This window comes from Cytobacillus oceanisediminis (assembly GCF_007830235.1).
GTDB lineage: Bacteria > Bacillota > Bacilli > Bacillales > Cytobacillaceae > Cytobacillus > Cytobacillus oceanisediminis.
The window spans coordinates 82,036-106,425 of record NZ_VLKI01000016.1 but is presented as its reverse complement, the minus strand read 5'-3'; the positions used below and the strand labels follow the sequence as shown (position 1 = coordinate 106,425).

At 41.9% G+C, this 24,390-nt stretch carries 23 protein-coding genes; 22 read left to right on the top strand and 1 reads right to left on the bottom strand.

Annotation, left to right across the window (positions count from 1 at the left end; translation table 11 throughout):
- The first annotated feature begins 316 nt into the window (after window positions 1-316).
- From rpmH to IQ19_RS20630, 11 genes are all read left to right on the top strand, one after another.
- Window positions 317-451 carry a 50S ribosomal protein L34 gene (gene rpmH / locus IQ19_RS20680; RefSeq protein ID WP_026584874.1) on the top strand — a complete coding sequence of 45 codons (135 nt, stop codon included), beginning with the start codon at window positions 317-319 and terminating at the stop codon, window positions 449-451.
- Between the two features lie 112 nt (window positions 452-563).
- Window positions 564-932: a ribonuclease P protein component gene (gene rnpA, locus IQ19_RS20675; protein WP_144544648.1), complete on the top strand. Its 369-nt coding sequence runs from the start codon at window positions 564-566 to the stop codon at window positions 930-932.
- 135 nt (window positions 933-1,067) lie between these two features.
- Window positions 1,068-1,853, top strand: a complete 786-nt coding sequence (gene spoIIIJ / locus IQ19_RS20670; RefSeq protein ID WP_144544646.1) for a YidC family membrane integrase SpoIIIJ — start codon at window positions 1,068-1,070, stop codon at window positions 1,851-1,853.
- Window positions 1,850-2,476, top strand: a complete 627-nt coding sequence (gene jag / locus IQ19_RS20665) for an RNA-binding cell elongation regulator Jag/EloR (protein ID WP_144544644.1) — start codon at window positions 1,850-1,852, stop codon at window positions 2,474-2,476. The genes spoIIIJ and jag overlap by 4 nt, the downstream gene beginning before the upstream one ends.
- Window positions 2,477-3,117: 641 nt before the next feature.
- On the top strand, window positions 3,118-4,503 hold the full coding sequence (gene mnmE / locus IQ19_RS20660) for a tRNA uridine-5-carboxymethylaminomethyl(34) synthesis GTPase MnmE (protein ID WP_144544642.1): 1,386 nt from the start codon (window positions 3,118-3,120) through the stop codon (window positions 4,501-4,503).
- Between the two features lie 66 nt (window positions 4,504-4,569).
- Window positions 4,570-6,459: a tRNA uridine-5-carboxymethylaminomethyl(34) synthesis enzyme MnmG gene (gene mnmG, locus IQ19_RS20655; protein WP_144544640.1), complete on the top strand. Its 1,890-nt coding sequence runs from the start codon at window positions 4,570-4,572 to the stop codon at window positions 6,457-6,459.
- 274 nt (window positions 6,460-6,733) lie between these two features.
- A complete protein-coding gene (gene rsmG / locus IQ19_RS20650) occupies window positions 6,734-7,450 on the top strand; it encodes a 16S rRNA (guanine(527)-N(7))-methyltransferase RsmG (protein WP_144544668.1) in 717 nt (238 codons plus the stop codon).
- Window positions 7,451-7,592: 142 nt separating this feature from the next.
- Entirely contained in the window at window positions 7,593-8,474 is an 882-nt protein-coding gene (noc, locus tag IQ19_RS20645; RefSeq protein WP_110063579.1) for a nucleoid occlusion protein, read from the top strand.
- Between the two features lie 252 nt (window positions 8,475-8,726).
- Entirely contained in the window at window positions 8,727-9,488 is a 762-nt protein-coding gene (locus IQ19_RS20640; RefSeq protein WP_110063580.1) for a ParA family protein, read from the top strand.
- Window positions 9,481-10,326: a ParB/RepB/Spo0J family partition protein gene (locus IQ19_RS20635; protein ID WP_144544638.1), complete on the top strand. Its 846-nt coding sequence runs from the start codon at window positions 9,481-9,483 to the stop codon at window positions 10,324-10,326. The genes IQ19_RS20640 and IQ19_RS20635 overlap by 8 nt, the downstream gene beginning before the upstream one ends.
- 128 nt (window positions 10,327-10,454) lie before the next feature.
- A complete protein-coding gene (locus IQ19_RS20630; RefSeq protein WP_144544636.1) occupies window positions 10,455-11,168 on the top strand; it encodes a DUF554 domain-containing protein in 714 nt (237 codons plus the stop codon).
- 388 nt (window positions 11,169-11,556) lie between these two features.
- Here IQ19_RS20630 and yyaC read toward each other — a convergent pair whose 3' ends face one another.
- Window positions 11,557-12,186, bottom strand: a complete 630-nt coding sequence (yyaC, locus tag IQ19_RS20625; RefSeq protein ID WP_144544635.1) for a spore protease YyaC — start codon at window positions 12,184-12,186, stop codon at window positions 11,557-11,559.
- 354 nt (window positions 12,187-12,540) lie between these two features.
- Here yyaC and IQ19_RS20620 point away from each other — a divergent pair, with 354 nt between their 5' ends.
- From IQ19_RS20620 to dnaB, 11 genes are all read left to right on the top strand, one after another.
- Window positions 12,541-13,443, top strand: coding sequence for a mechanosensitive ion channel family protein (locus IQ19_RS20620; protein ID WP_144544633.1), 903 nt, complete (start codon window positions 12,541-12,543; stop codon window positions 13,441-13,443).
- A gap of 3 nt (window positions 13,444-13,446) precedes the next feature.
- Window positions 13,447-13,644 carry a DUF951 domain-containing protein gene (locus IQ19_RS20615; protein ID WP_144544631.1) on the top strand — a complete coding sequence of 66 codons (198 nt, stop codon included), beginning with the start codon at window positions 13,447-13,449 and terminating at the stop codon, window positions 13,642-13,644.
- 39 nt (window positions 13,645-13,683) lie between these two features.
- Window positions 13,684-15,687, top strand: a complete 2,004-nt coding sequence (locus tag IQ19_RS20610; RefSeq protein WP_144544629.1) for a molybdopterin-dependent oxidoreductase — start codon at window positions 13,684-13,686, stop codon at window positions 15,685-15,687.
- Between the two features lie 291 nt (window positions 15,688-15,978).
- Complete coding sequence (gene ychF / locus IQ19_RS20605; protein WP_144544627.1) at window positions 15,979-17,079, top strand: redox-regulated ATPase YchF; 1,101 nt, start codon at window positions 15,979-15,981, stop codon at window positions 17,077-17,079.
- A gap of 616 nt (window positions 17,080-17,695) precedes the next feature.
- Window positions 17,696-17,983, top strand: coding sequence for a 30S ribosomal protein S6 (rpsF, locus tag IQ19_RS20600; RefSeq protein ID WP_053433307.1), 288 nt, complete (start codon window positions 17,696-17,698; stop codon window positions 17,981-17,983).
- Window positions 17,984-18,020: 37 nt separating this feature from the next.
- The gene (gene ssb, locus IQ19_RS20595) at window positions 18,021-18,530 is read left to right on the top strand and encodes a single-stranded DNA-binding protein (protein WP_144544625.1); all 510 of its coding nucleotides are present in this window, start codon (window positions 18,021-18,023) and stop codon (window positions 18,528-18,530) included.
- 61 nt (window positions 18,531-18,591) lie between these two features.
- Window positions 18,592-18,831, top strand: a complete 240-nt coding sequence (gene rpsR, locus IQ19_RS20590; protein WP_144544623.1) for a 30S ribosomal protein S18 — start codon at window positions 18,592-18,594, stop codon at window positions 18,829-18,831.
- A 295-nt stretch (window positions 18,832-19,126) separates the two neighbouring features.
- Entirely contained in the window at window positions 19,127-20,065 is a 939-nt protein-coding gene (locus IQ19_RS20585) for a YybS family protein (protein ID WP_144544621.1), read from the top strand.
- Between the two features lie 31 nt (window positions 20,066-20,096).
- Entirely contained in the window at window positions 20,097-22,070 is a 1,974-nt protein-coding gene (locus tag IQ19_RS20580) for a DHH family phosphoesterase (RefSeq protein WP_144544619.1), read from the top strand.
- Window positions 22,067-22,516, top strand: a complete 450-nt coding sequence (rplI, locus tag IQ19_RS20575; RefSeq protein ID WP_144544617.1) for a 50S ribosomal protein L9 — start codon at window positions 22,067-22,069, stop codon at window positions 22,514-22,516. The genes IQ19_RS20580 and rplI overlap by 4 nt, the downstream gene beginning before the upstream one ends.
- 473 nt (window positions 22,517-22,989) lie before the next feature.
- The gene (gene dnaB / locus IQ19_RS20570) at window positions 22,990-24,354 is read left to right on the top strand and encodes a replicative DNA helicase (protein ID WP_110063593.1); all 1,365 of its coding nucleotides are present in this window, start codon (window positions 22,990-22,992) and stop codon (window positions 24,352-24,354) included.
- Window positions 24,355-24,390 lie beyond the last annotated feature (36 nt).

The following is a 24,390-nucleotide window of genomic DNA, read 5'->3' as shown; positions in this document are numbered from 1 at the left end:
ATATGTGATGTGGATAATGAAAATGCTGTCGAAATTTTATCCACAGAGGGATTTTTCAGTGGTTTTAAGAGAAAAACGTGGAAAAAATGAAAATTAGGATGACATTCAAGCGAAAAGAAGGTAAACTTTCTGAGTGGGTTTATTCGGATCTGCTAAAAGAGAAAGAGGATAGGCAGAATGGAAGCCTGGCTAACAAAAAGACTTTTTGCCATTGATGGCAGAGAGATTAACGGTGCATAGTTGACAATTTTCTAGTTTCATCTATATAATTAGAAAGACTGTCTTTAACAGCAATTCCTCAGGGAGGTGTCATATAATGAAAAGAACTTATCAACCAAACAAGCGTAAGAGAAGCAAAGTTCACGGTTTCCGCAGCCGCATGAGCACTCCGAACGGACGTAATGTCCTTGCTCGCCGCCGCCGTAAAGGAAGAAAAGTATTATCTGCTTAGGCCACTGAAACGTCAGTGGTCTTTTTTTCCATGTATAGATAAATGTTAGCCGATGGGCTGAAAGCGGAACTCCTCTGCCAAGGTTCAAATGCTTTTCCAAGTGGGTGATGACATGAAAAAAGAATTTCGGGTAAAAAAGAATAAAGAATTTCAAGAGGCCTTTAAGAAGGGTAAGTCATTCGCCAACCGTCAATTTGTCGTTTATATATTGAGAAAAGAGGAACAGGAACATTTCCGCATAGGGCTTTCTGTTAGCAAAAAAATCGGCAATGCTGTAATGAGAAACCAGATCAAAAGGTATATCCGACAAGCTTTTTTAGAGCTGGGGGAAGAAATAAAACCACAGTATGATCTGATTGTGATTGCCAGGAAGCCAGTTGCGGATATGGATTTCCATGAGGTGAAAAAAAGCCTTACCCATGTTTTGAAGATTTCACGGGTTTTGAATAAACCGAGACTTGGAAATACTAAAAATCTATAGTCTTTATCTATCTTTATTATGAAGCACTTCATTATAAAAGATGATAAAATAAGATACATATGAGCGTGTCTCTATTTTGGGGACAAGCAAATGCAATATATTTAATTATTAGGAGCAATAAGGAGGAAAAAACGGTTGAAGAAACGAATATTCCTATTAGTCGGTTTGGTTTTTGTTATGGCGCTTTTGTCAGGCTGTACTGAGATCAACCAGCCGATTACGTCTGAAAGCGAAGGCTTTTGGAACGAGTATATTGTCTACCCGCTTTCGCTGTTTATCATTAAAGTAGCAGAAATTGCAGGCGGCAGCTATGGACTATCGATTATCATTGTTACGATCATTATTCGCCTCGTTATCTTGCCATTAATGATCAAGCAAACGAAGAGTTCGAAGGCGATGCAGGCAATTCAGCCAGAAATGCAGAAGCTACGTGAAAAATACAGTTCAAAAGACCAGAAAACCCAGCAGAAGCTACAGCAGGAAACGATGGCATTATTTCAAAAGCACGGGGTCAACCCTCTTGCAGGATGTTTTCCATTAGTCGTTCAAATGCCGATTCTAATTGGTTTCTATCATGCGATTACACGTACTCGTGAAATCGCAAACCATAATTTCCTATGGTTTGATCTTGGTTCTCCGGATCCAATTTATTTATTGCCAGTAATTGCAGGTGTTACAACTTTCATTCAGCAAAAAATGATGATGGCCGGCACAGAACATACAGGGCAAATGGCAGCACAGATGAAGATGATGCTTTATCTTATGCCGATCATGATTGTTATTTTTGCTATTAATTTCCCAGCTGCTCTCTCTCTTTACTGGGTAGTGGGTAATATCTTTATGATCATACAAACTTATTTTATTAAAGGTCCGGACCTGAAAGCTGCGGCGGCCGGAAATGCAGGAGGAGCCAAAAAGTGAAACAAGTAACTGCTACAGGACAGACCGTCAAGGAAGCAGTAGAGTCAGCTTTAGCTCAATTAAATACAACTGAAGACCGCGCAGAGATAACAATAGTTGATGAAGGTAAAAAAGGCGTTTTTGGGATTTTCGGTTCCCGTCCGGCAGTCGTGAAGGCTGTTAAGAAGCTCGATCCGATTGAAGAAGCAGAGAAGTTCCTCATGGATGTCAGTGAGAAAATGGGAATGTCCGTTGAAATTGAAACATTAAAGGACGGAAAAAATGTTCAATTTATCCTATCCGGTGAAAAAATTGCTCTTTTAATCGGAAAAAGAGGACAAACACTTAATTCACTGCAGTATTTGACACAGCTTGTTATCAACCGCTTATCTGGCCAGTATCTGAATGTAGTGCTGGATGCGGAGGATTACCGGAAGAGACGCCAGGATACACTGATTCAATTAGCTGAAAGGCTTGCTCAAAAAGCTCTGAAGACGGGAAAGGAAATTGCGTTGGAACCTATGCCTTCCTATGAAAGGAAAGTTATCCATACCGCTCTCGTTCATCATAAGAGTATAAAAACGTATTCTGATGGCAATGATCCACATCGCCATATTGTCATAGCCCCGGCTAGAACAAGATAGCCGGAAGAACGATTTTAAAAACCCAATCCATTAACGGATTGGGTTTTTTTATGTCTGGATTTAGTTCCAAGGGTTTTTTTATAAGGCTCTTTTCGTATAGATTGTTGTTTTTGTTGCTTACAAACTAGTTTTAATTACTAAGTTGATTGGAGTGGAAGGCACTTGATCCTCGAAAATGCATCCGCATTTTCTTCGTGCGGTGTTTAGTCAAGGATGATTATTCAATGTCCTGTGGGAAGAGAGGGAGCGGGAGACCCCGCAGGCGTGAAACGCCGGGGAGGCTCCCGTTCCTCCCCGCGGAAAGCAAGTGACTGGAGCGGAAATCAACGGGCAAGCTTTATAGTCCAAACTTTGCGAAAACAGCCTTTTATAAATAATCAATTCCTCCGTAAAATATTAATTCTCCATTGGTTTTATTGTTATTCACATGTGGATAAGTTAAAATAGAGCATATTAAATATGAGACGTGTGGATAATTGTTTCTTTATCAAAAAGAAAATGTCTGTGGACAAGCGTAAAATGAGCGGTTTGAGATGCTTTTCTAACAAATAGGCATGTGATATTCTATTAATTTGGGGAATCGATATAATAATCACTTTTATATAGATTGATGAAAGTTAAAGAAAAGAGAGGTGAAGAGAGTGGAATTTGATACAATAGCGGCCATTTCTACGCCGATGGGTGAGGGTGCCATAGCCATTGTCCGGCTCAGCGGCGACCAGGCCTTTGAAATTGCGGATCGTTTGTTCAGAGGGGTTGGAGGAAAACGTTTGAAGGATGTAGCCTCCCATACCATTCATTACGGCCATATCATTGATCCGAAAACAGGTGAGGTAGCTGAAGAAGTAATGGTTTCAGCGATGAAGGGCCCGAAAACATTTACGAAAGAAGATGTTATTGAAATAAACTGCCATGGTGGTTTGGTTTCGGTCAATCGTGTATTGCAGCTATTATTAAACAATGGAGCACGCCTGGCAGAGCCGGGGGAATTTACAAAACGAGCGTTTTTGAACGGACGAATTGATTTGTCGCAGGCAGAAGCTGTTATGGATTTAATCCGGGCCAAAACGGATCGGGCCATGAATGTGGCGCTCGGGCAGATGGAAGGGCGGCTTTCAAAGCTCATTCAAAAGCTCCGCCAGGAAATTCTGGAGATCCTTGCCCATGTGGAAGTGAATATTGACTATCCTGAATACGATGATGTAGAGGAAATGACCCATCATATGCTGTTGGAAAAGTCCGCTTATGTAAGGAAAGAAATTGAGAAGCTTCTGCGTACATCCCAGCAGGGGAAAATTTTGCGTGAAGGACTTTCAACAGTTATTGTAGGACGTCCTAACGTTGGAAAATCCTCTCTATTAAATAGCCTTGTCCATGAAAATAAGGCAATTGTAACGGATATACCGGGAACAACACGCGACGTGATTGAGGAATACGTCAATGTAAGAGGCGTTCCACTGAGATTGCTTGATACGGCCGGGATCCGGGAGACTGAAGATATTGTTGAACGAATTGGAGTCCAAAAATCCAGACAGGTATTAAAGGAAGCAGACCTTATTTTGCTGGTACTCAATTATTCGGATGAATTGACGGCTGAGGATGAAAATATATTTAAAGCAGTCGAAGGCATGGATGTCATTGTCATTGTAAATAAAATGGACCTGGAACAAAAAATTGATATGGACCGCGTTCATGAACTTTCAAAAACCCATAAGCTGGTTACGACCTCTTTATTAGAGGATAAAGGGGTAGACGATTTGGAAGATGCGATTGCTTCCCTTTTCTTTGAAGGTTCAATTGAAGCCGGCGATATAACCTATGTATCAAACACCCGCCATATCGCCCTTTTAAATCAGGCTTTAAATGCCATTGACGAAGCCATGCAGGGTGTTGAAATGGGAACGCCAATAGACATCGTGCAAATCGATTTAACAAGAACCTGGGAGCTGCTTGGCGAAATTATTGGCGACAGTGTCCATGAAAGCTTGATTGACCAATTATTCTCGCAGTTCTGTTTAGGGAAATAGATCATTTTTAGACAAGAAAAATGTCGCTATTAAGCGGATTTTGATTGCAGTAAAGGAGGCCGCATCATGACATATGAAGCTGGAAGTTATGATGTCATAGTAGTCGGAGCCGGACATGCAGGTGTAGAAGCAGGCCTTGCTTCGGCCCGTCTTGGCGCTAAGACATTAATGATTACGATAAATTTGGATATGGTAGCCTTTATGCCCTGCAATCCCTCTGTAGGGGGACCTGCGAAAGGGATTGTTGTTAGGGAAATAGATGCGCTTGGTGGAGAAATGGGCAAGAATATTGATAAAACCCATATTCAGATGCGAATGCTTAATACCGGAAAAGGGCCAGCAGTCCGCGCATTGAGAGCCCAGGCAGATAAATTCACGTATCAGCACGAGATGAAAAAGACATTGGAAAATGAACCAAACCTGACGCTGATTCAGGGGATGGTTGAGCAGCTAATTGTGGAAGAAGGGGAATGCAAAGGCGTTATTACCCAGACAGGTGCCGTGTACTCTTCCAAAACAGTTGTCATTACGACAGGAACATTCCTAAGAGGGGAAATTATCCTTGGAGAACTTAAGTACTCCAGCGGCCCTAATAACCAGCAGCCATCCATAAAGCTTTCAGAGCATTTACAGGAGCTTGGGTTTGATTTGGTGCGTTTTAAAACAGGTACCCCTCCTCGTGTAAACAGCCATTCCATTGATTACAGCAAGACGGAAATACAGCCTGGCGATGATGTGCCAAGAGCTTTCTCTTATGAAACAACAAAGTATATTACTGACCAGCTGCCATGCTGGCTGACTTATACAAACGAAGAAACGCATACGCTGATTGACAATAATCTTCATCGTTCGCCAATGTATTCCGGAATGATTAAAGGAACAGGTCCTCGTTATTGCCCATCCATTGAAGATAAGGTTGTCCGCTTTAATGATAAGCCCCGCCACCAGATCTTTTTGGAGCCTGAGGGACGGAATACACAGGAAGTTTATGTGCAAGGCCTTTCAACAAGTTTGCCTGAGGATGTTCAGCAGAAGATTCTTAGAACCATTCCTGGATTGGAAAATGTCCAGATGATGCGTGCAGGCTATGCTATTGAATATGATGCCATTGTGCCGACCCAGTTATGGCCGACTCTTGAAACAAAGAAAGTAAAAAATCTTTATACGGCTGGTCAAATTAACGGAACATCAGGGTATGAAGAAGCTGCCGGACAGGGTCTTATGGCTGGCATGAATGCGGGTTTGAAGTCTCTGGACAAAGAAGAAGTCATCTTAAGCCGTTCAGATGCTTATATTGGCGTACTGATTGATGATTTGGTCACAAAAGGGACAAATGAGCCATACCGTCTACTAACTTCAAGAGCAGAATACCGTTTGCTTCTTCGCCATGATAATGCCGATTTACGCTTAACAGAGCTTGGGCATAAGGTTGGGCTGATCCGCGAAGAACGCTATAAAAAATTCCTGGTGAAAAAACAGGCCATTGAAGAAGAGAAAAAGCGCCTTCAGAGCATTATTATTAAACCAACCAGTGAAGTACAGGAACTGATCAAGAGCCAGGGCGGCAGTGAGCTGAAAGATGGCATTCGTGCATCTGATTTGTTGAAGCGGCCGGAAATGACTTATGAACATATCCAAAAGCTTGTTCCGGCTGAGGGAACACTCGATCCGGATGTAACTGAACAGGTCGAAATTCAAATCAAGTATGAAGGCTATATTGAAAAATCTCTTCAGCAGGTGGATCGCCTGAAGAAGATGGAAAATAAGAAAATCCCTGAAAACATTGATTATGATGCTATTAACGGGCTAGCATCCGAAGCGAAACAAAAGCTGAAAGAAGTTAGGCCGCTATCGATCGCACAGGCATCGAGAATTTCCGGTGTTAACCCTGCTGATATCTCCATTTTGCTTGTTTATCTTGAACAAGGAAGAATTGCAAGGATATCAGCAGAATAAGGAATGCGGAGGCGCCTTGCCCACGAAGGAACGCAGACTAAGAACGCCACGTCCTGGGGTAACGTCTGCATAACCCACATCCTGTGGGCCTCAAGCACAAGACGAGCCTCACGGGAAGGCGTTTTTTGCCTTTCTGGGAGGATTGTCCGAAACTAGACTGGTTTGTGACCTCGAGGGGCTAGGCGCTGGAGCTAGACAGTTATTGAAGCTCAAAGTTATACTTTTGTATCCAATAATTAATCCGATCATGTCTTACAGCGGAAAGGATTTGCTAATGAATATAGAACAATTTACTGAAATGCTGGCGGCGAATGGGATTGCCCTTTCGTCCCGGCAATTAAATCAATATGAAACATATTATTCCACATTAGTGGAATGGAACGAAAAAATGAATTTAACAGCTATTACAGACAAAGAAGATGTTTATCTAAAGCATTTTTATGATTCAATTACAGCGGCATTTTATTTTAATTTTAACCAGCCGCTGAAAGTCTGTGATGTCGGAGCGGGTGCGGGTTTTCCAAGCATTCCGATAAAAATTGCATTTCCGGATTTACATATTACGATTGTCGATTCGCTGAATAAACGCATTGGTTTTCTTGAGTACTTGGCCAAGGCATTAGAATTAGAAAACGTCCGGTTTATTCACGACCGCGCGGAAACCTTTGGCCAAAACAAGGAATACCGGGAGTCCTTTGATGTTGTAACAGCAAGGGCTGTTGCCAGACTGTCTGTATTGAGCGAGCTTTGTTTGCCGCTGGCTAAAACTGGAGGCATGTTTGTTGCTATGAAGGGTGCAAGTGCCAAAGAAGAGCTGGATGCCGGCAAAAAAGCGATAACGGTCTTAGGAGGAAAACTTGTTGACTCTCATACCTTCACATTGCCTGAGGAAGAAAGTGAGCGCAACATTTTGATCATTAAAAAGGAAAAAAGCACGCCCAAAAAGTACCCAAGAAAGCCGGGTACGCCCAATAAAACACCAATTGAGTAGGGTGCGCATTTCAGCAATGTATGACATAATGGTATAGATTAATATGTCTTTTACCAAATTATTATATTGTTACAGTTCGGCAGGAAATGTCATTATTATAGAGAATATGTAATAGGGAGTTTCGTAAAGGTGGTGCAGGGTGATGAAGCATTCTTTCTCACGCTTTTTTGGCCTAGGCGAAAAGGGAGAACAAGTTACAGCGGAAAAACCAGCAGAAGAACAATTGGATATTGAAGACTTAAGCGAAAAAGAAGAAGTTAAGAAAATACCTATTGACCAAATCGTTCCCAACCGTTTCCAGCCAAGAACGGTGTTTGATGATGAAAAAATAGAAGAGCTTTCTCGAACCATCCATACACATGGAATTATCCAGCCGATTGTCGTACGGGAATTTGAAAACGGCCAGTTTGAGATTATTGCAGGTGAACGCAGATATCGGGCCATGAAAAAGCTCGGCTGGGAAGAAGCTCCGGCAATCGTAAAGAATTTAAGTGATACAGAGACCGCTTCGGTTGCATTAATCGAGAATCTTCAAAGGGAAGAGTTATCCCCAATTGAAGAAGCTGTTGCGTACGGAAAGCTATTGGAACTGCATAATTTGACACAGGAAGCATTGGCGCAGCGCCTTGGAAAGGGCCAATCAACCGTTGCGAATAAGCTTCGGCTGTTAAAATTGCCGCAGCCTGTCCAGGATGCATTATTAAGCAAATCGATTACAGAACGGCATGCCCGTTCGCTCATCCCATTAAAAGACCCTGAGAAGCAGGTCGCATTGCTGCAGGAGATTGTCGAAAAAAATCTTAACGTCAAGCAGACAGAAGATCGGGTCGTAAGGATCCTTGAACAGAAAAATCCAAAGCCGAAACCAAAGCGGAAGGCTTTCAGCAAGGATATGAGAATAGCGGTCAATACAATCCGCCAATCCCTTTCCATGGTTTCTGACAGCGGCATCAATCTCGATTCTGAAGAAGAAGAATTTGATGAATTCTATCAAATAACAATCAAAATTCCTAAAAAGAAATAAGATTAACGCGAGAAATCAAGCAGCCTCCTGCTGCGTTTCTCGCGTTTTTTTTCGCAGTTCCCATATAAGCCCCTATTGACCTTAGCAAATGCAATACTCTAATTCCAAAAGACTGTTAGAATCTTCTTATTTTTAACAAAAAAATAATTCTATCTCCTTTTTCGTGATAAAATAGACTACGTGATTTAAAACAATAATGATAGATAAGTAAATATATATTTTGTTATTTTTAAGATGAAAGCAGGTGACACCGTGGGCAAGATTATAGCTGTTGCGAACCAAAAAGGCGGAGTGGGCAAGACTACTACTTCAGTCAATTTGGGTGCATGCTTGGCATACATAGGAAAGAGAGTCTTATTAGTGGATATTGATCCCCAGGGAAATGCAACGAGCGGGATTGGCATTGAAAAAGCTGATGTGGATCAATGCATATATGACGTGCTTGTTGACGATGTGGAAGCATCCAAGGTAATAAAGCCAACATCCGTTGAGAATTTATATGCGATTCCCGCTACGATCCAGCTGGCAGGTGCGGAAATCGAGTTGGTTCCTACCATATCAAGAGAAGTAAGGTTGAAAAGGGCTCTAGAAGAGGTAAAAGCAAACTTTGATTATATCATTATCGACTGTCCTCCCTCCCTGGGACTTTTGACAATTAACTCGCTAACAGCATCCGATGCGGTCATTATACCGGTTCAATGTGAATATTATGCGCTTGAAGGTTTGAGTCAGCTTTTGAATACTGTCCGCCTTGTTCAAAAGCATTTGAATCATGATTTGAAAATTGAAGGCGTTTTGCTGACGATGCTTGATGCCCGTACGAACTTGGGCATACAAGTTATTGAAGAGGTTAAGAAGTATTTCCAGGATAAAGTATATAAAGCCATCATTCCCCGCAATGTGCGATTAAGTGAGGCTCCGAGCCATGGTGAACCTATTATTACTTATGATCCGAAGTCACGCGGAGCTGAAGTATATTTAGAATTGGCAAAGGAAGTGGTTTCAAATGGCTAAAGGTTTAGGTAAAGGTCTGAATGCTTTTTTTAATAATATTGAAACCGAGAAAGAAGAAACGGTAAATGAAGTTAAAATTAAAGAGCTCCGCCCAAATCCTTATCAGCCCCGAAAAGTATTTGAAAAGGAAGCAATTGAAGAACTAAAGCAATCTATTATCGAGCATGGAATATTGCAGCCGATCATCGTCCGAAAAAGCATAAAGGGCTATGAAATTGTTGTCGGCGAGCGGCGCTATCGGGCAGCAAAGGAAGCAAACCTGGAAACCGTTCCAGTTGTGGTTAAAGATTTAAATGAACAGCAAATGATGGAGCTTGCAGTCCTTGAAAATCTGCAGCGTGAGGATTTAACCCCTATTGAAGAAGCTGCAGCCTACCAGCTGTTAATGGATAAATTGAAGGTTACACAAGAGGAGCTTTCCAAACGCCTTGGAAAAAGCAGGCCGCACATTGCGAATCACATCCGTCTGCTATCTCTTCCGCCGAAAATACAGGAATTGATATCAGATGGAAAAATATCGATGGGCCACGGCAGAGCATTACTGGGTTTAAGAAAGAAAGAAAAATTACCAGCACTCGTTGAAAAAACGATTAAAGATGGATTAAATGTCCGACAGCTGGAGCAGCTGATTCAGCAGCTGAATGATGTTTCACGTGAAACGAAAAAGCCGAAGGTTCAAAAGGATATTTTTATTAAGGAACGTGAATCCTCTCTTAGAGAAAGATTCGGAACCACTGTCCATATCAAGCAATCTAAAAACAAAGGAAAGATTGAAATTGAGTTTTTCTCTAAAGAAGACTTGGAGCGCATTATAGAACTTTTGGATACCCATTCTTAAGCCATCTTCAGGATGGTTTATTTTTTTAACAGGATTCTTAAAAAATGATTGTATAAATGAACCTTCCGTGATAATGTAGATAAAATAATTATTCGAATCACGAAATAATAATAGATAAGGTGAAAAGTATGTTTCTGCTTGGTACGCTTGTTAATGGGTTGTTAATTATTATTGGAACCTTTTTAGGGAAATTGCTTCATCGCATTCCTGAAAATATGAAAGGAACAGTTATGCATGCCATTGGCCTTGCTGTCATCGTGCTTGGCCTCCAGATGGGCTTTAAGAGCGAGAATTTTCTCGTAGTCATATTAAGCCTTGTTTTCGGAACCGTGTTTGGTGAATATTTTGCCTTGGAAGATAAATTGAATAGGCTTGGCGGCTGGCTTGAAAGCAAGATTGGTTCTAAGGGTGAAGGCAGTATTTCGGAAGGCTTTGTTACAGCGACACTGATTTTTGTCATTGGCGCCATGGCTATTATCGGCGCACTGGATAGCGGGATTAGAGGCGATCATTCTGTTCTTTATACAAAGTCCATTATTGACGGTTTTACTGCATTGATTCTCACGACTACCCTGGGAATTGGCGTTTTGTTTTCGGCTTTTCCGGTCATGATTTATGAAGGATTGATTGCCCTTTTTGCTACACAAATTGACCGATTTGTCCCTCAGCTGCTGATGGACAGCTTTATTAAAGAAATGACTGCTACAGGTGGAATAATGATTTTTGCTATTGGTCTGAATTTAACTGGACTGACGAAAATCCGGGTAGCAAACCTGCTGCCAGGGATTTTGGTAACTGGGGTAATTGTTTCAGTAGTTTACTTTTATGGGCTTTATTTTTAGGCTCTGAAACTTAGGTGTTGATTTCCGCTGCAGGCACTCAGCGAACAGCTGGCGGTCCGGGAGCCTCTTCAAGCATTAATGCTGCCGGGGTCTCCCTTTGACACGCTTCTCCCGCAGGACTTGAATAAGCATCCTCGAATAAACACCGCACGAAGAAAATGCGAATGCATTTTCGAGGATCTCGCGCCTTCCGCTCCAATCATCAGTGCTAAATCAACAATTAGTTTTAACACAGCTTGTTTCTAAAAGCTTCGTTTCGGAATGTGTCCGGTAGAGTTTCTGAAGAGCTGGCCAATCCCTATTAGACCGTGAAGTCTGAAAAGGAAAAGAGAATAATTCATCAAAAAAGCCATGAGAGTCTGTTGCTCCCATGGCTTTAATTCAATTTTTATGGTGTTTGTTCACGGTTCAGTTCCCATTTAAATGCCGGCCAGGCTGGTGCAGTTTGATGTGTTAGGCTGGCTTCATAAATGCCATTGGCAATTGTTTTGGCCATTTTCAGCACGAGGTTCAGCCTTGTATTCTGAAGGACAAAGAACTCCATAAAGCCGCTTACATTCACAATGCCGGTTATATGCATATGCCCTACTTCCGGAAGATCCTTGTTCACGCCTGCCCCTGGCTTAACGGGCCCTTCCCCGATTTGGATGACTCCCACACTTTTTAATCGGCCTAAGCATGCATCAATCCCAATAATATAGGGATTAAAATGTTTCTTCTTAATTTCGTTCAGCTTCTCTTCCAGGTTTACAGCATGAATGGGATCTTCGAGTGTACCGTAAACGTGAAAGGAAGAAATGGATTTTTCCTCAAGGAGTGTGCCGACAAGCGGACCTAATGAATCGCCTGTAGAACGGTCTGTGCCAATACAGACAAAAACGATGGGACGGCTACTGACGCCTGAGGGCAATATATTTTTTAGCTCAGCAGCCAATTTAGCAGCAGAGTTTGTTTCTTCGTGCGATATTCTGGCAGAAGCCCCGCCCTTTTTATCAAACAAATTTGGTTTGAAATTCATATAGGTCCCACTCCCTCTTTATTCCTTGCCATGCCGGTTCAAAGTGATGAGATCATGATAATGGCGGTCCATTAATAAAACGTTTTTATCAGTATACGGAAAATTTTTGTAATCTATACATACCTATAATATTTAATCCTTAAACAATGGCTTTATATGAAGGCGCTGCTTTTATGTAAAAACTAAAAACTGTAAATGAAAGTGGAAAATTGATAAAATAATTTTGTTTTAAATAGGTTCGCACTGTATGGAAAGATCAAGTATAATTCATACAAGCTAGTGAAGCAGGCTATCTATGGGGCATGAAATGATTGTTTTCTTAATTACTTTCACTAAAATGAAGCAGGTGAAACCATGAGTTATATTGAAAAAATGTTTAACAGTATGATAGATAAGCTTTCAAATGAAGAAACGTGGATAACAATCGGGGAAAGCTTTCTTAAGATCATTGCGATTTTAATCCTTACGAGTATTCTGATTAGGATTGGCAAGCTGGCAATACGGAATATTTTTAAAGTCAGAACACCTTCGAGGCTAAGGATCTCCGAACGCCGTGAAGCTACACTGCTGAAGTTGTTGGAGAATATGCTCACATATGTTGTATTCTTTGTAGCAGCAATCATGACTTTGTCCGTACTGACCATTGATGTAAAAGCACTTTTGGCCGGTGCCGGAATTGTGGGATTGGCTGTGGGGTTTGGCGCACAAAGCCTTGTTAAGGACATCATTACCGGATTCTTTATTATTTTTGAAGATCAGTTTTCGGTTGGGGATTATATTCGGGTTGATCAGTTTGAAGGAACCGTTGAAGAAATCGGCCTTCGAACGACGAAAATTAAAAACTGGACCGGCGAGGTTCATATTCTTCCGAATGGAAGCATTATGCAGGTGACCAATTTTTCTTTGAATAACAGCATTGCCTTTGTAGATATCAGCATTGCTTATGAAGGAGATATTAATAAAGCGGAAAAAGTGCTTCAGGATTTATTTGAGAAGCTGCCTGAGAAATATGAAGATATGGTTAAGCAGCCTGAAATTCTAGGGGTCCAAAACCTAGCTGCTTCTGATGTTGTTCTTAGAGTTGTATCAGAAACTTTGCCGATGAGGCATTTTTATATCGCACGCCAATTGCGAAAAGAAATTAAGCTTTGTTTAGATGAGCATGGCATTGAAATTCCGTTCCCGCGTCTTGTTATGTATACACGGAATGAAGAAGGGCCTGCCCAGGATAAATCAAAATTGAATTCGGAGGGGTAAGAGATGGAACAAAAGGAATTTAATTTGCATGATGTTGTCGAGATGAAGAAGCCTCATCCGTGCGGGGCAAACCGCTGGAAGATTATCAGAATGGGAGCAGATATCAGAATTAAATGTGAAGGCTGCGGGCACAGCGTCATGATCCCAAGAAGAGAATTTTCCCGCAAAATGAAGAAAATTCTCGTGAGGCATGAGGAATAAAGCGGGTTAGATAAATAGAAAATCAGGGAGATGAGGTTCATGGCAAAGGAATTCAAGTCAGCCTGTCCTCTAAACTGCTGGGACAGCTGCGGTTTTCATGTGACTGTTGAAGACGGAAAGGTTACAAAAGTTGATGGTGATAAAAGCCATCCGATTACAAAGGGGAAAATTTGCGGCCGCGGCAGAATGCTTGAGAGCAGAACCAATTCACCGGAACGCCTGCTTTATCCTTTAAAAAGGATTGGTGGCGAGTTTAAGCAAATTTCATGGGAACAGGCTTTACATGATATTTCCCTGAAAATGAAGGAGTTAAAAGATACGGTTGGAACAGCTTCCATTTTGCATAGCCATGATTACGCTAATGGCGGATTGCTGACGAACCTGGATCAGCGGTTTTTTAACTGTTATGGCGGTGTAACCGAATTAACGGGCTCTATTTGCTGGGGAGCCGGGATTGAAGCACAAAGCTGGGATTTAGGAGATGCTTATAGCCATGGACCTGATGATATTTTAAACAGCAAACATATCGTCATTTGGGGAAGAAATGTGGCCCGCACCAATATGCATTTGTTTCAAATGCTCCAGGAAGCAAAGAGAAATGGAGCCAAACTATATGTGATCGATCCAATCTATAATGCCACTGCCAAAATAGCGGATAAATATTTCTCTGTGAAGCCAGGAATGGATGGGCTGCTTGCGGCCGGCATCATGAAGGAGATGCTGCGGCTCGGCTTGCAGGATAAGAGTTTCATAGACAATCATTCAGTAGGCTTTGAAGACTTGGCTGAGCTTCTAAATACTATAACGCTGGAGGAAATTGCTGAAAAAACGGAAGTGCCTGCTGCAGTGATGACGGAGCTTGCGGCTGTGTATGGGGATCGTCCTGTATCCACGTTTTTCGGTTTGGGCATGCAGCGCTACGAAAACGGAGGCAATACGGTCAGGCTGATGGATGCTTTGATTGCTGTTAGCGGCAATATCGGCATTCCTGGCGGAGGAGCGAATTATGCCAATAGGCAGGTAGGGCAGAGTTTTGATACGGCATCCCTTGCCCTTCCCCACCGCAAAACTTCTTCAAGGCAGTTTACGATGATGAGACAGGCAGAGGGAATTTTAACAACCAAAGATCCTGAAATAAAAATGATCTTCGTAACCTGCGGAAATCCTTTAACCCAGGTCCCTGATTCTTCAAGGGTTCGAGAGGCTTTTGCATCTGTGGATACGGTTGTTGTAATGGAGCAGTTTATGACAGATACGGCAAAACTGGCTGATTATGTGCTGCCGGTTGCCACTGTTTTTGAACAGGAAGATATCTATTATTCTTCGATGTATCATCACTATGTAAACTATGGGCCTAAGCTGGTTGAACCGCCAGGAGAAGCCAAGCCTGATTTATGGGTTTGGACAGAGCTGGCCAATCACCTTGGGTTTGGGGCTGATTTTGATTTTACAAGAGAAGAATTTATCAATATGGGGCTTCAATCTCTCAAAGAGCATGGATTCACACTTGAAAGCTTACGGGACTCATACCATAAGGAGCTGCCGGTTGATACAGTGCCGTGGGCAGACCGCCAGTTTAAAACACCGAGCGGAAAGTATGAATTTACCTCGTCAGCTGCCTTCCGGAAGGGTTTCGAAAGCAAGCTGACCCTTGCACTGCCTAAAGAAACAAAGTGGACAGACGAGGATCTGGCGAAGAAATATCCTTATACGTTATTAACGATACACCCTCTTCGCTCCAACCACTCTCAACACTATCATTTGCTAAAGCCTGAACCAAAAGCAAAGGTGGAAATTGCAGAAAATATTGCTATGAAGCTTGGGCTTGAAGAAAATGATTTTGTTAAAGTGTGGAATGACCGGGGTGAAATGAAAGGCTGTGTCCATATTATGAAAATAGCCCACCCGGATACGATTAATATCGACGAAGGTATCTGGACAAAATTCGGCGGTCCTGTCAATAACCTCACATCAAGCCGTGAATCTGACAACGGCCTGGGCAGCACGCTGTATGACTGCCTTGTTAATATTGAAAAAGTATAAATTGGGTGCCAGGTATCTACACCACTTCTGCAACTGGTATGGGTATTTGGCACCTTTATTGTTGTCTAGCTGCGGCTCCTGGGGAATCGAGTCATAAGACGATCCCTTCCATAAGGAAAAAAACACCTTCTACAGGAACCACCTTATGCTTGTCATCCCCAAACAGTTGCCTCGGCTTTTCTTGCTGCCTTTACTTTTCCCGGGCAAATATCTATAATTGTTAAAGGCTTGTTTAAATTGATATGAATCGGATTTTTATAGATGATGATTTTAAAATGAGGAGTGACTTGGATGGCTTTAACAGCTGGTATTGTAGGTTTGCCGAATGTCGGGAAATCTACTTTGTTTAATGCAATTACCCAGGCAGGAGCGGAGTCTGCAAACTACCCGTTCTGTACGATTGACCCAAATGTAGGGATTGTTGAGGTGCCTGATCACCGCTTGACTAAATTAACTGCATTGGTTCAGCCTAAGAAAACTGTACCAACCGCTTTTGAATTCACTGATATTGCCGGCATCGTTAAAGGTGCAAGTAAAGGGGAAGGCTTGGGAAACAAATTCCTTTCACATATTCGCGAAGTGGATGCCATTTGCCAGGTTGTCCGCTGTTTTGCTGATGATAATATTACACACGTTTCTGGTAAAGTGGACCCAATTGATGATATTGAAACAATCAATCTGGAACTGATTTTGGCTGACCTTGAATCTGTTGATAAGCGAATTGGACGCGTGAGCAAATTGGCTAAGCAAAAAGATAAAGAATCCGTGTTTGAGCTAGAAATTCTTGAAAAGTTAAAAGAAGCATTCGAATCAGATAAACCTGCTCGTACAGTGGAGTTCACGGAAGAACAGATGAAGGTTGTAAAAGGCTTGCACTTGCTTACAATCAAACCTGTTCTTTATGTAGCGAACGTTAGTGAAGATGATGTTGCAGATCCTTCTTCAAACCAATATGTGCAGCAGGTAAGAGAATTTGCAGAAAAGGATAATGCCGAAGTTATTGTCATTTGTGCAAAAATTGAATCTGAAATTGCAGAGCTTGAAGGGGAGGAAAAAGAAATGTTCCTTCAGGAGCTCGGCATTGAAGAATCAGGTCTTGACCAGCTGATCAGAGCAGCCTACAGCCTTCTTGGACTGGCCACTTATTTCACTGCCGGAGTTCAGGAAGTCCGTGCCTGGACATTCCGCAAAGGCATGAAAGCTCCTCAATGTGCGGGAGTTATTCACTCTGATTTTGAAAAAGGGTTCATCCGAGCTGAAACGGTTGCCTATGATGACTTACTTGCAGCAGGAAGCATGACAGCTGCAAAAGAAGCTGGGAAAGTACGACTTGAAGGTAAAGAGTATATTGTAAAAGATGGAGATGTTATGCACTTCCGTTTTAACGTTTAATAGATCGAACTGATCAAGAACTCCTTTTTAGGGGTTCTTTTTTTTTACTATCCAGGTAGTGCAAAGTTGATGGAGCGCCAAGTGACCGATATATTAAAAAAGTGACCGATAAAATGTAGAATTTGACCGATATTTTTTAAAAGTGACCGATAAAAATGAAATCTGACCGATAAACATGCGAAAGTGACCGTTATATCCCCTGAGAGCAAAAAATGAACCACCAAAACAGCAAACCAGCTGTCGAAAAGTCAATCATAAAGCTTATGAAGGACAAAAAAACGTAAATAATCAACAAAAAGTCAGTCAACAAGCTCTTGAAGGACAAAAGCCCGTATAAAAGTCACTAAAAAGGAAAACAATATCTAGTTCAAATGAAATTAAGGTGTCCTTATCCGGTATCCCTTTCAAATAGTCTAAATGCAGAAAAAACATCCTAATTCGCAGAGAGATTAAAGGACATTTCATTCCCGAGTGGAGAGAAAAACCTATTCTATGATTAACTCTAGCAGTTATTGCTTTTACAAAATTAATGTGCTATAATTTTAACTTGTGAGTAATGAATATATTGCTCCTTGCCCTTTTGAAGGGCCGTTTAGACCAAAAGGAGGTGAAAGTGATGAGAAAGTACGAAGTTATGTACATCATCCGCCCAAACATTGAAGATGAGGCTAAGAAGGCTCTTGTTGAGCGTTTTAACACTATCTTAACTGATAATGGTGCGGAAGTATCTGAATCAAAAGATTGGGGTAAGCGTCGCCTTGCATACGAAATCAATGATTTCCGTGATGGCTACTACCAACTAATGAACGTTAATGCTGAAGCAAAAGCAGTTGACGAGTTCACTCGTTTAGCTAAAATCAGCGAAGACATCATCCGTTATATCGTAGTTAAAAACGAAAAATAATAGATAAAGCAATTTTTACCGAGAGGAGTTGATTCTGATGATGAACCGTGTTGTTCTTGTCGGACGTTTGACAAAGGATCCTGATTTACGGTATACCCCGAATGGAGTACCAGTAGCTTCATTCACTCTTGCAGTGAATCGTACTTTTACGAATCAGCAAGGTGAACGGGAAGCAGACTTCATCAACTGTGTGATATGGAGAAAGCCTGCTGAAAACGTAGCGAATTTCCTGAAAAAAGGAAGTCTCGCAGGCGTTGACGGTCGCATCCAGACACGTAGCTATGAGGGCCAGGACGGAAAGCGCGTATATGTGACAGAAGTCCAAGCTGAGAGTGTGCAGTTCCTTGAGCCGAAGAATAGTTCTGGCGGCAGAGGCGACAATACGAATTACGGCGGACCGAGAGATCAGGATTCCCCGTTTGGAAATAACAACAATCAGAATCAACGCCAAGATAATCGTAATCAGGGCGGCTATACTCGTGTGGACCAGGATCCATTCGCAAATGACGGCCAAATCGACATTTCCGATGACGACCTTCCATTCTAATAGTGCCCGATTATCGAACGGATATAAATAAAAAGTAAAAAGCTAAAGGAGGTAAATGACCATGGCTGGAGGACGCAGAGGCGGACGTGCAAAACGTCGTAAGGTTTGCTATTTCACTGCAAACGGAATCACTCACATCGACTATAAAGATGTGGATCTTCTAAAAAAATTCATCTCTGAGCGCGGCAAGATTTTACCACGTCGTGTAACAGGTACTAACGCTAAATACCAACGTAAATTAACGATTGCTATTAAGCGTGCGCGCCAAATGGCTTTATTGCCATACGTATCAGGTGAATAACAATCACTGAAAAGACGCCGGTTTTCCGGTGTCTTTTTTATTAGTTTTAAAAGGTATCATATCCAGAATCAGATTGCCATCTTTCTTCTGAATATTTAATTCCCCTATCTTTTTGATTAAAATATGGCAGGGCATGCCTATAATCCGGCTCTTCAAACAACAAGGTTGAACCTGTCTTTAATACTAGCTACAATAGATTTTATGAGTTGTCATTTATGGAGTTGCTTCAAAAAGCCGGGAAAAATAAACAGGCCCTTTTCCTCCTTTTTGGACACGCAGTTTAAGGGGTGTAAGAATGAATAATGTACATAAATTAACGGAAGGCGCTGTATTTTTAGCTGTATTTGCTGTCCTTCTTCTAATTTCCTTGTATGTGCCGATTCTCGGTACAGTATCTATTTTCTTTTTGGCGCTTCCATTTATTATGTTTGCAGCTAAAAACAATCGGATGAGCGCAGTTGTTTTTCTAACTGGAGGCGTGTTGCTTTCCTTGATTATTGGTTCCATTATGGCTATTCCACTTGCATTGACATTTGGTTTGACAGGAACGGTAATCGGTGATTTTATCAGGGAGAAAAAAGGAAGGGCATCTTCATTTATTGCGGGAACGCTTGTATTTCTTGCTAGCTTATTGCTGCAGTATGCAGCGGCTGCGGCCTTATTTAATGTCAATTTTATTGAAGAGGGCATTGGGCTAATGGAAGAGTCCATCTCAATGTCTAAAGGGATGCTGGAAGGCATGGGGCAGAATGTCGATGACAAAGTCGTGGATCAGTTTACTGCTGGTTTGCAAATGATTGAAACCTTAACACCCAGCTTATTTGTGATGACGGCTGTCATTTCCGTTTTCCTCATTCAATTGGTTTCATTTCCTATTGCAAAAAGGTTCGGAATTAATGTTGAAGGCTGGAAGCCCTTTAGGGAAATGAGCCTGCCCAAAAGCATCTTGTGGTACTATCTAATTACGATTGTAGCATCGTTTATTTTTAATCCTGCTGAGGGAAGCTACTGGTTCCTGGCACTTGTAAATATCGCGTTTATTTTACAGCTGTTTATGATTATTCAAGGACTTTCCTTTATTTTCTTCTTCAGCCATTTAAAAGGGTTTCCCAAAGCAGTGCCAATTATAGCTACGGTATTTACATTTCTTATTCCATTTGTCCTTTATATTGTGAGGATATTAGGTATAATTGACTTAGGATTCGATTTAAGGCACAGATTAGAAAAAAAGTGATGAATAACACTACTGTTTAGGAGCTGAAAACATGCCTTCGTATTTAGAAAAGCGGTCCATACGCTATCCGATATTTGGATTGATGGGCATAACAGTGGTGCTTCTCGGAATATTGGCGTACTACAATTGGCTTTTTGCACTAATAGGGCTGTTTCTGGCCATCCTTCCTTTCTACTACCTTTTTCAGCTGGACCAAAAACAAAGGAAGGAAACGGAAGAATATATCTCTACCCTATCCTACCGGGTAAAAAAAGTCGGCGAAGAAGCTCTTATGGAAATGCCGATTGGGATTATGCTAATCAATGATGATTATTATATTGAATGGACAAATCCCTTTTTAGCATCATGCTTCGATGAAGATACGCTAGTTGGAAGATCGCTTTATGACGTCGCGGATTCGCTTGTTCCACTTATTAAACAAGAGGTAGAAACAGAGATCATTACACTTCACGACCGTAAGTTCCGGGTGATCCATAAACCTGATGAACGCCTTTTATACTTCTTTGATGTAACGGAACAGACAGAAATTGAAAAAATGTATCAGGAAGAAAGAACAGTCATTGCTTTTATATTCCTGGATAATTATGATGAGTTAACTCAAGGTATGGATGATCAGACAAAAAGCAGCCTCAACAGCCTTGTTACCCAGATTTTAAATAAGTGGGCGCAGGATAATGGTGTTTTCTTAAAAAGGGTTTCGTCTGAAAGGTTCATTGCTGTCTTTAATGAACACATACTGCAGCTCCTTGAAAAAGGAAAATTCACCATCCTTGATGACGTTAGGGAATCAACATCCAAACAAAATGTTCCTCTTACTTTAAGTGTTGGTGTCGGAACTGGCGTTTCCTCGCTTCCTGAACTTGGTTCTCTTGCCCAGTCCAGCCTGGATCTGGCTTTGGGCCGAGGCGGTGACCAGGTAGCTATTAAGCAGACGAATGGAAAGGTTAAATTCTTTGGCGGAAAAACCAATCCGGTGGAGAAGCGGACCAGAGTCCGTGCCCGAGTTATTTCGCATGCTTTAAAGGAGCTTATCTCCGAGAGTGACAAAGTGATTATTATGGGCCATAAGAGTCCTGATATGGATGCCATTGGAGCAGCCATTGGAATACAAAAAGTGGCACGCATGAACCAGCGTGAAGGTTACGTTGTTGTGAATTTCAATGAACTGGATACAGGTGTCAGAAGAATGATGAAGGAAATTGAAAAGAATGAAGAGCTCTTTTCGAAATTCATTACCCCTGAACAGGCATTGGAAATGGCAACAGACGACACCTTGCTTGTGGTCGTCGATACCCACAAGCCTTCCATGGTGATTGAAGAAAAATTGCTTCATAAAATTGAGCATGTTGTTGTAATCGACCATCACCGCAGGGCAGAAGAATTTATTCATAATCCTCTTCTTGTCTATATGGAGCCATATGCTTCTTCAACGGCAGAGCTTGTGACAGAGCTTCTGGAATACCAGCCGAAAAACGGCAAAATTGAAATGCTGGAAGCGACAGCGCTGTTGGCTGGCATTATTGTCGATACCAAGAGCTTTTCATTAAGAACAGGATCCAGAACGTTTGATGCGGCCTCCTATCTGCGCGGGCAGGGTGCGGATACTGTACTTGTCCAAAAGTTTTTAAAAGAGGATGTAGACACATATATCAAGCGTGCAAAACTGATTGAAACCGTTCAGTTTTACCGGGATGGAGTTGCCATTGCCAAAGGGCAGCCTGACCAGGTTTTTGATCAAGTGCTGATTGCACAGACGGCTGATACACTTCTGACAATGGATGGCGTAATAGCTTCCTTTGTCATTTCAAACCGCTCTGAAAACATGATTGGTGTGAGCGCGCGTTCCCTTGGGGATATCAATGTTCAGGTTATCATGGAAAACCTGGAAGGCGGAGGGCACTTAACAAACGCTGCCACCCAGCTTCATGATGCGACGCTTGATGATGTCGAAATCCGTTTAAAAATGGCTATAGATGAATATTTCGAAGGGAGAAAAAAGGAATGAAGGTTATTTTTTTAAAAGACGTTAAAGGCAAAGGCAAAAAAGGTGAAGTTAAAAATGTAGCAGACGGCTATGCACATAACTTTTTGATTAAACAAGGGCTGGCTGTTGAAGCCAGCCAGGCGAATGTAAGTAGTCTGAATGCCCAAAAGAAAAAAGAAGAAAAGCTTGCTGCAGAAGAGCTTGCTGATGCGAAAAAATTAAAAGAAACACTGGAGAAGCTTACAGTTGAATTTTCTACTAAAGCTGGTGAAGGCGGACGCCTATTCGGCTCCATCACAAGCAAGCAAATTGCTGAAGAACTTCAAAAAACGCATAAAATCAAAATTGACAAGCGAAAAATTGAAATGGATGACGCTATCCGTTCTTTAGGTTATACAAAGGTTCCAGTTAAACTTCATACTGAAGTAATGGCAACATTAAATGTCCATGTAAAAGAGTCAAATTAATAATAGCAGGCAGCCCTTTTGAACATACACTAATTTTGGAAGTAGATTTTGCGAATAAACATGTTAAAATAAAAGGGTTGATTAAAAATGTGATCAGTTTCTGCTGGTCACATTTTTTAAAGGAATTAATTATTTTATTTTTATTTTAAATAAATGGGGCTTTGTTAAAGCTTATTGTTGATTTAGCACCCTGTTGGTTGGAATGGAAGGCACTAATCCCGCGAAAATGCATTTGCATTTCCTTCGTGCGATGTAAATTCGGGGAGGCTTATTCAAAGTCCTGCGGGAGGAGAGTGTCAAAGGGAGACCCCGCAGGCGGGGATGTGCCAAGGAGGCTCCCGGACTGCCCGCGGTTCGCTAAGTGCATGGAGCGGAAATCAACTGGCAAGTGTAACAGTGCCTATTTAAATATAGCATCAATTTAGATGTGAATAGTTTTTGCTTATGCTTTTAATTAAAGGAGGCTTGACTAGATGAGTGATTTATTTGCAGATCGGCTCCCGCCTCAAAATATAGAAGCGGAACAGGCAGTGCTTGGGGCAATCTTTCTTGAACCCTCCTCTCTTACGTTAGCATCAGAGATATTGATACCTGAGGACTTCTATCGGGCGGCTCACCAGAAGATTTACAATGTGATGCTCAAGCTGAGCGACCAGGGAAAAGCGGTCGATTTAGTGACTGTAACAGAAGAACTTAGTGCAGCAAAGCTTCTGGAGGATACTGGTGGAGTCAGCTATTTAAGTGAACTGGCTGGATCTGTTCCAACGGCAGCAAATATTGAGTACTATGCCAAAATCGTCGAAGAAAAAGCATTGCTTCGCCGTTTGATCCGGACAGCTACCGGGATCGCCCAGGATGGCTATACCCGTGAAGATGAAGTTGAAGTTCTCTTAGGAGAAGCCGAGAAAAATATTATGGAGGTAGCGCAGCGGAAAAATGCAGGTGCCTTTCATAATATTAAAGATGTTCTTGTCCGGACCTACGATAATATTGAGGAAATGCATAACCGCAAAGGCGATATTACAGGGATTGCAACAGGATTTACCGAGCTGGATAGAATGACAGCAGGTTTTCAGCGAAACGATCTTATTATCGTCGGTGCCCGTCCGTCCGTGGGTAAAACCGCCTTTGCTTTGAATATTGCCCAAAACGTTGCTACAAAAACTGGAGAAAACGTAGCTATTTTTAGTTTGGAGATGGGGGCAGAACAGCTGGTTATGCGTATCCTTTGTGCGGAAGGAAATATTGATGCGCAAAGGCTGCGTACAGGCTCCCTGACAGATGAGGATTGGGGAAAACTTACGATGGCAATGGGCAGCCTATCCAACGCAGGGATTTTTATTGATGATACTCCTGGGGTGCGAATCACAGATATCCGTTCAAAATGCCGCCGTTTAAAGCAGGAGCATGGGCTTGGTATGATTCTTATTGACTACTTGCAATTAATCCTGGGAAGCGGGCGTTCCGGAGAAAACCGCCAGCAGGAAGTATCAGAAATCTCCCGTTCCTTAAAGCAATTGGCACGTGAGCTCCAGGTTCCGGTTATTGCTCTTTCCCAGCTTTCACGTGGAGTGGAACAGCGCCAGGATAAACGGCCAATGATGTCTGATATCCGTGAATCCGGAAGTATTGAGCAGGATGCCGATATTGTGGCATTCCTATATCGTGATGACTACTATGATAAAGAATCAGAGGACAAAAATATTATCGAAATTATTATCGCTAAACAGCGTAACGGCCCTGTTGGCACGGTCCAGCTGGCGTTTGTGAAAGAGTATAATAAATTCGTAAACTTGGAGAAACGTTTTGATGATTCATTCGCTCCGCCTGGTGCATAAATAAGGAAAAGGGCTTGCAGAAACTGCTTGCCCTTT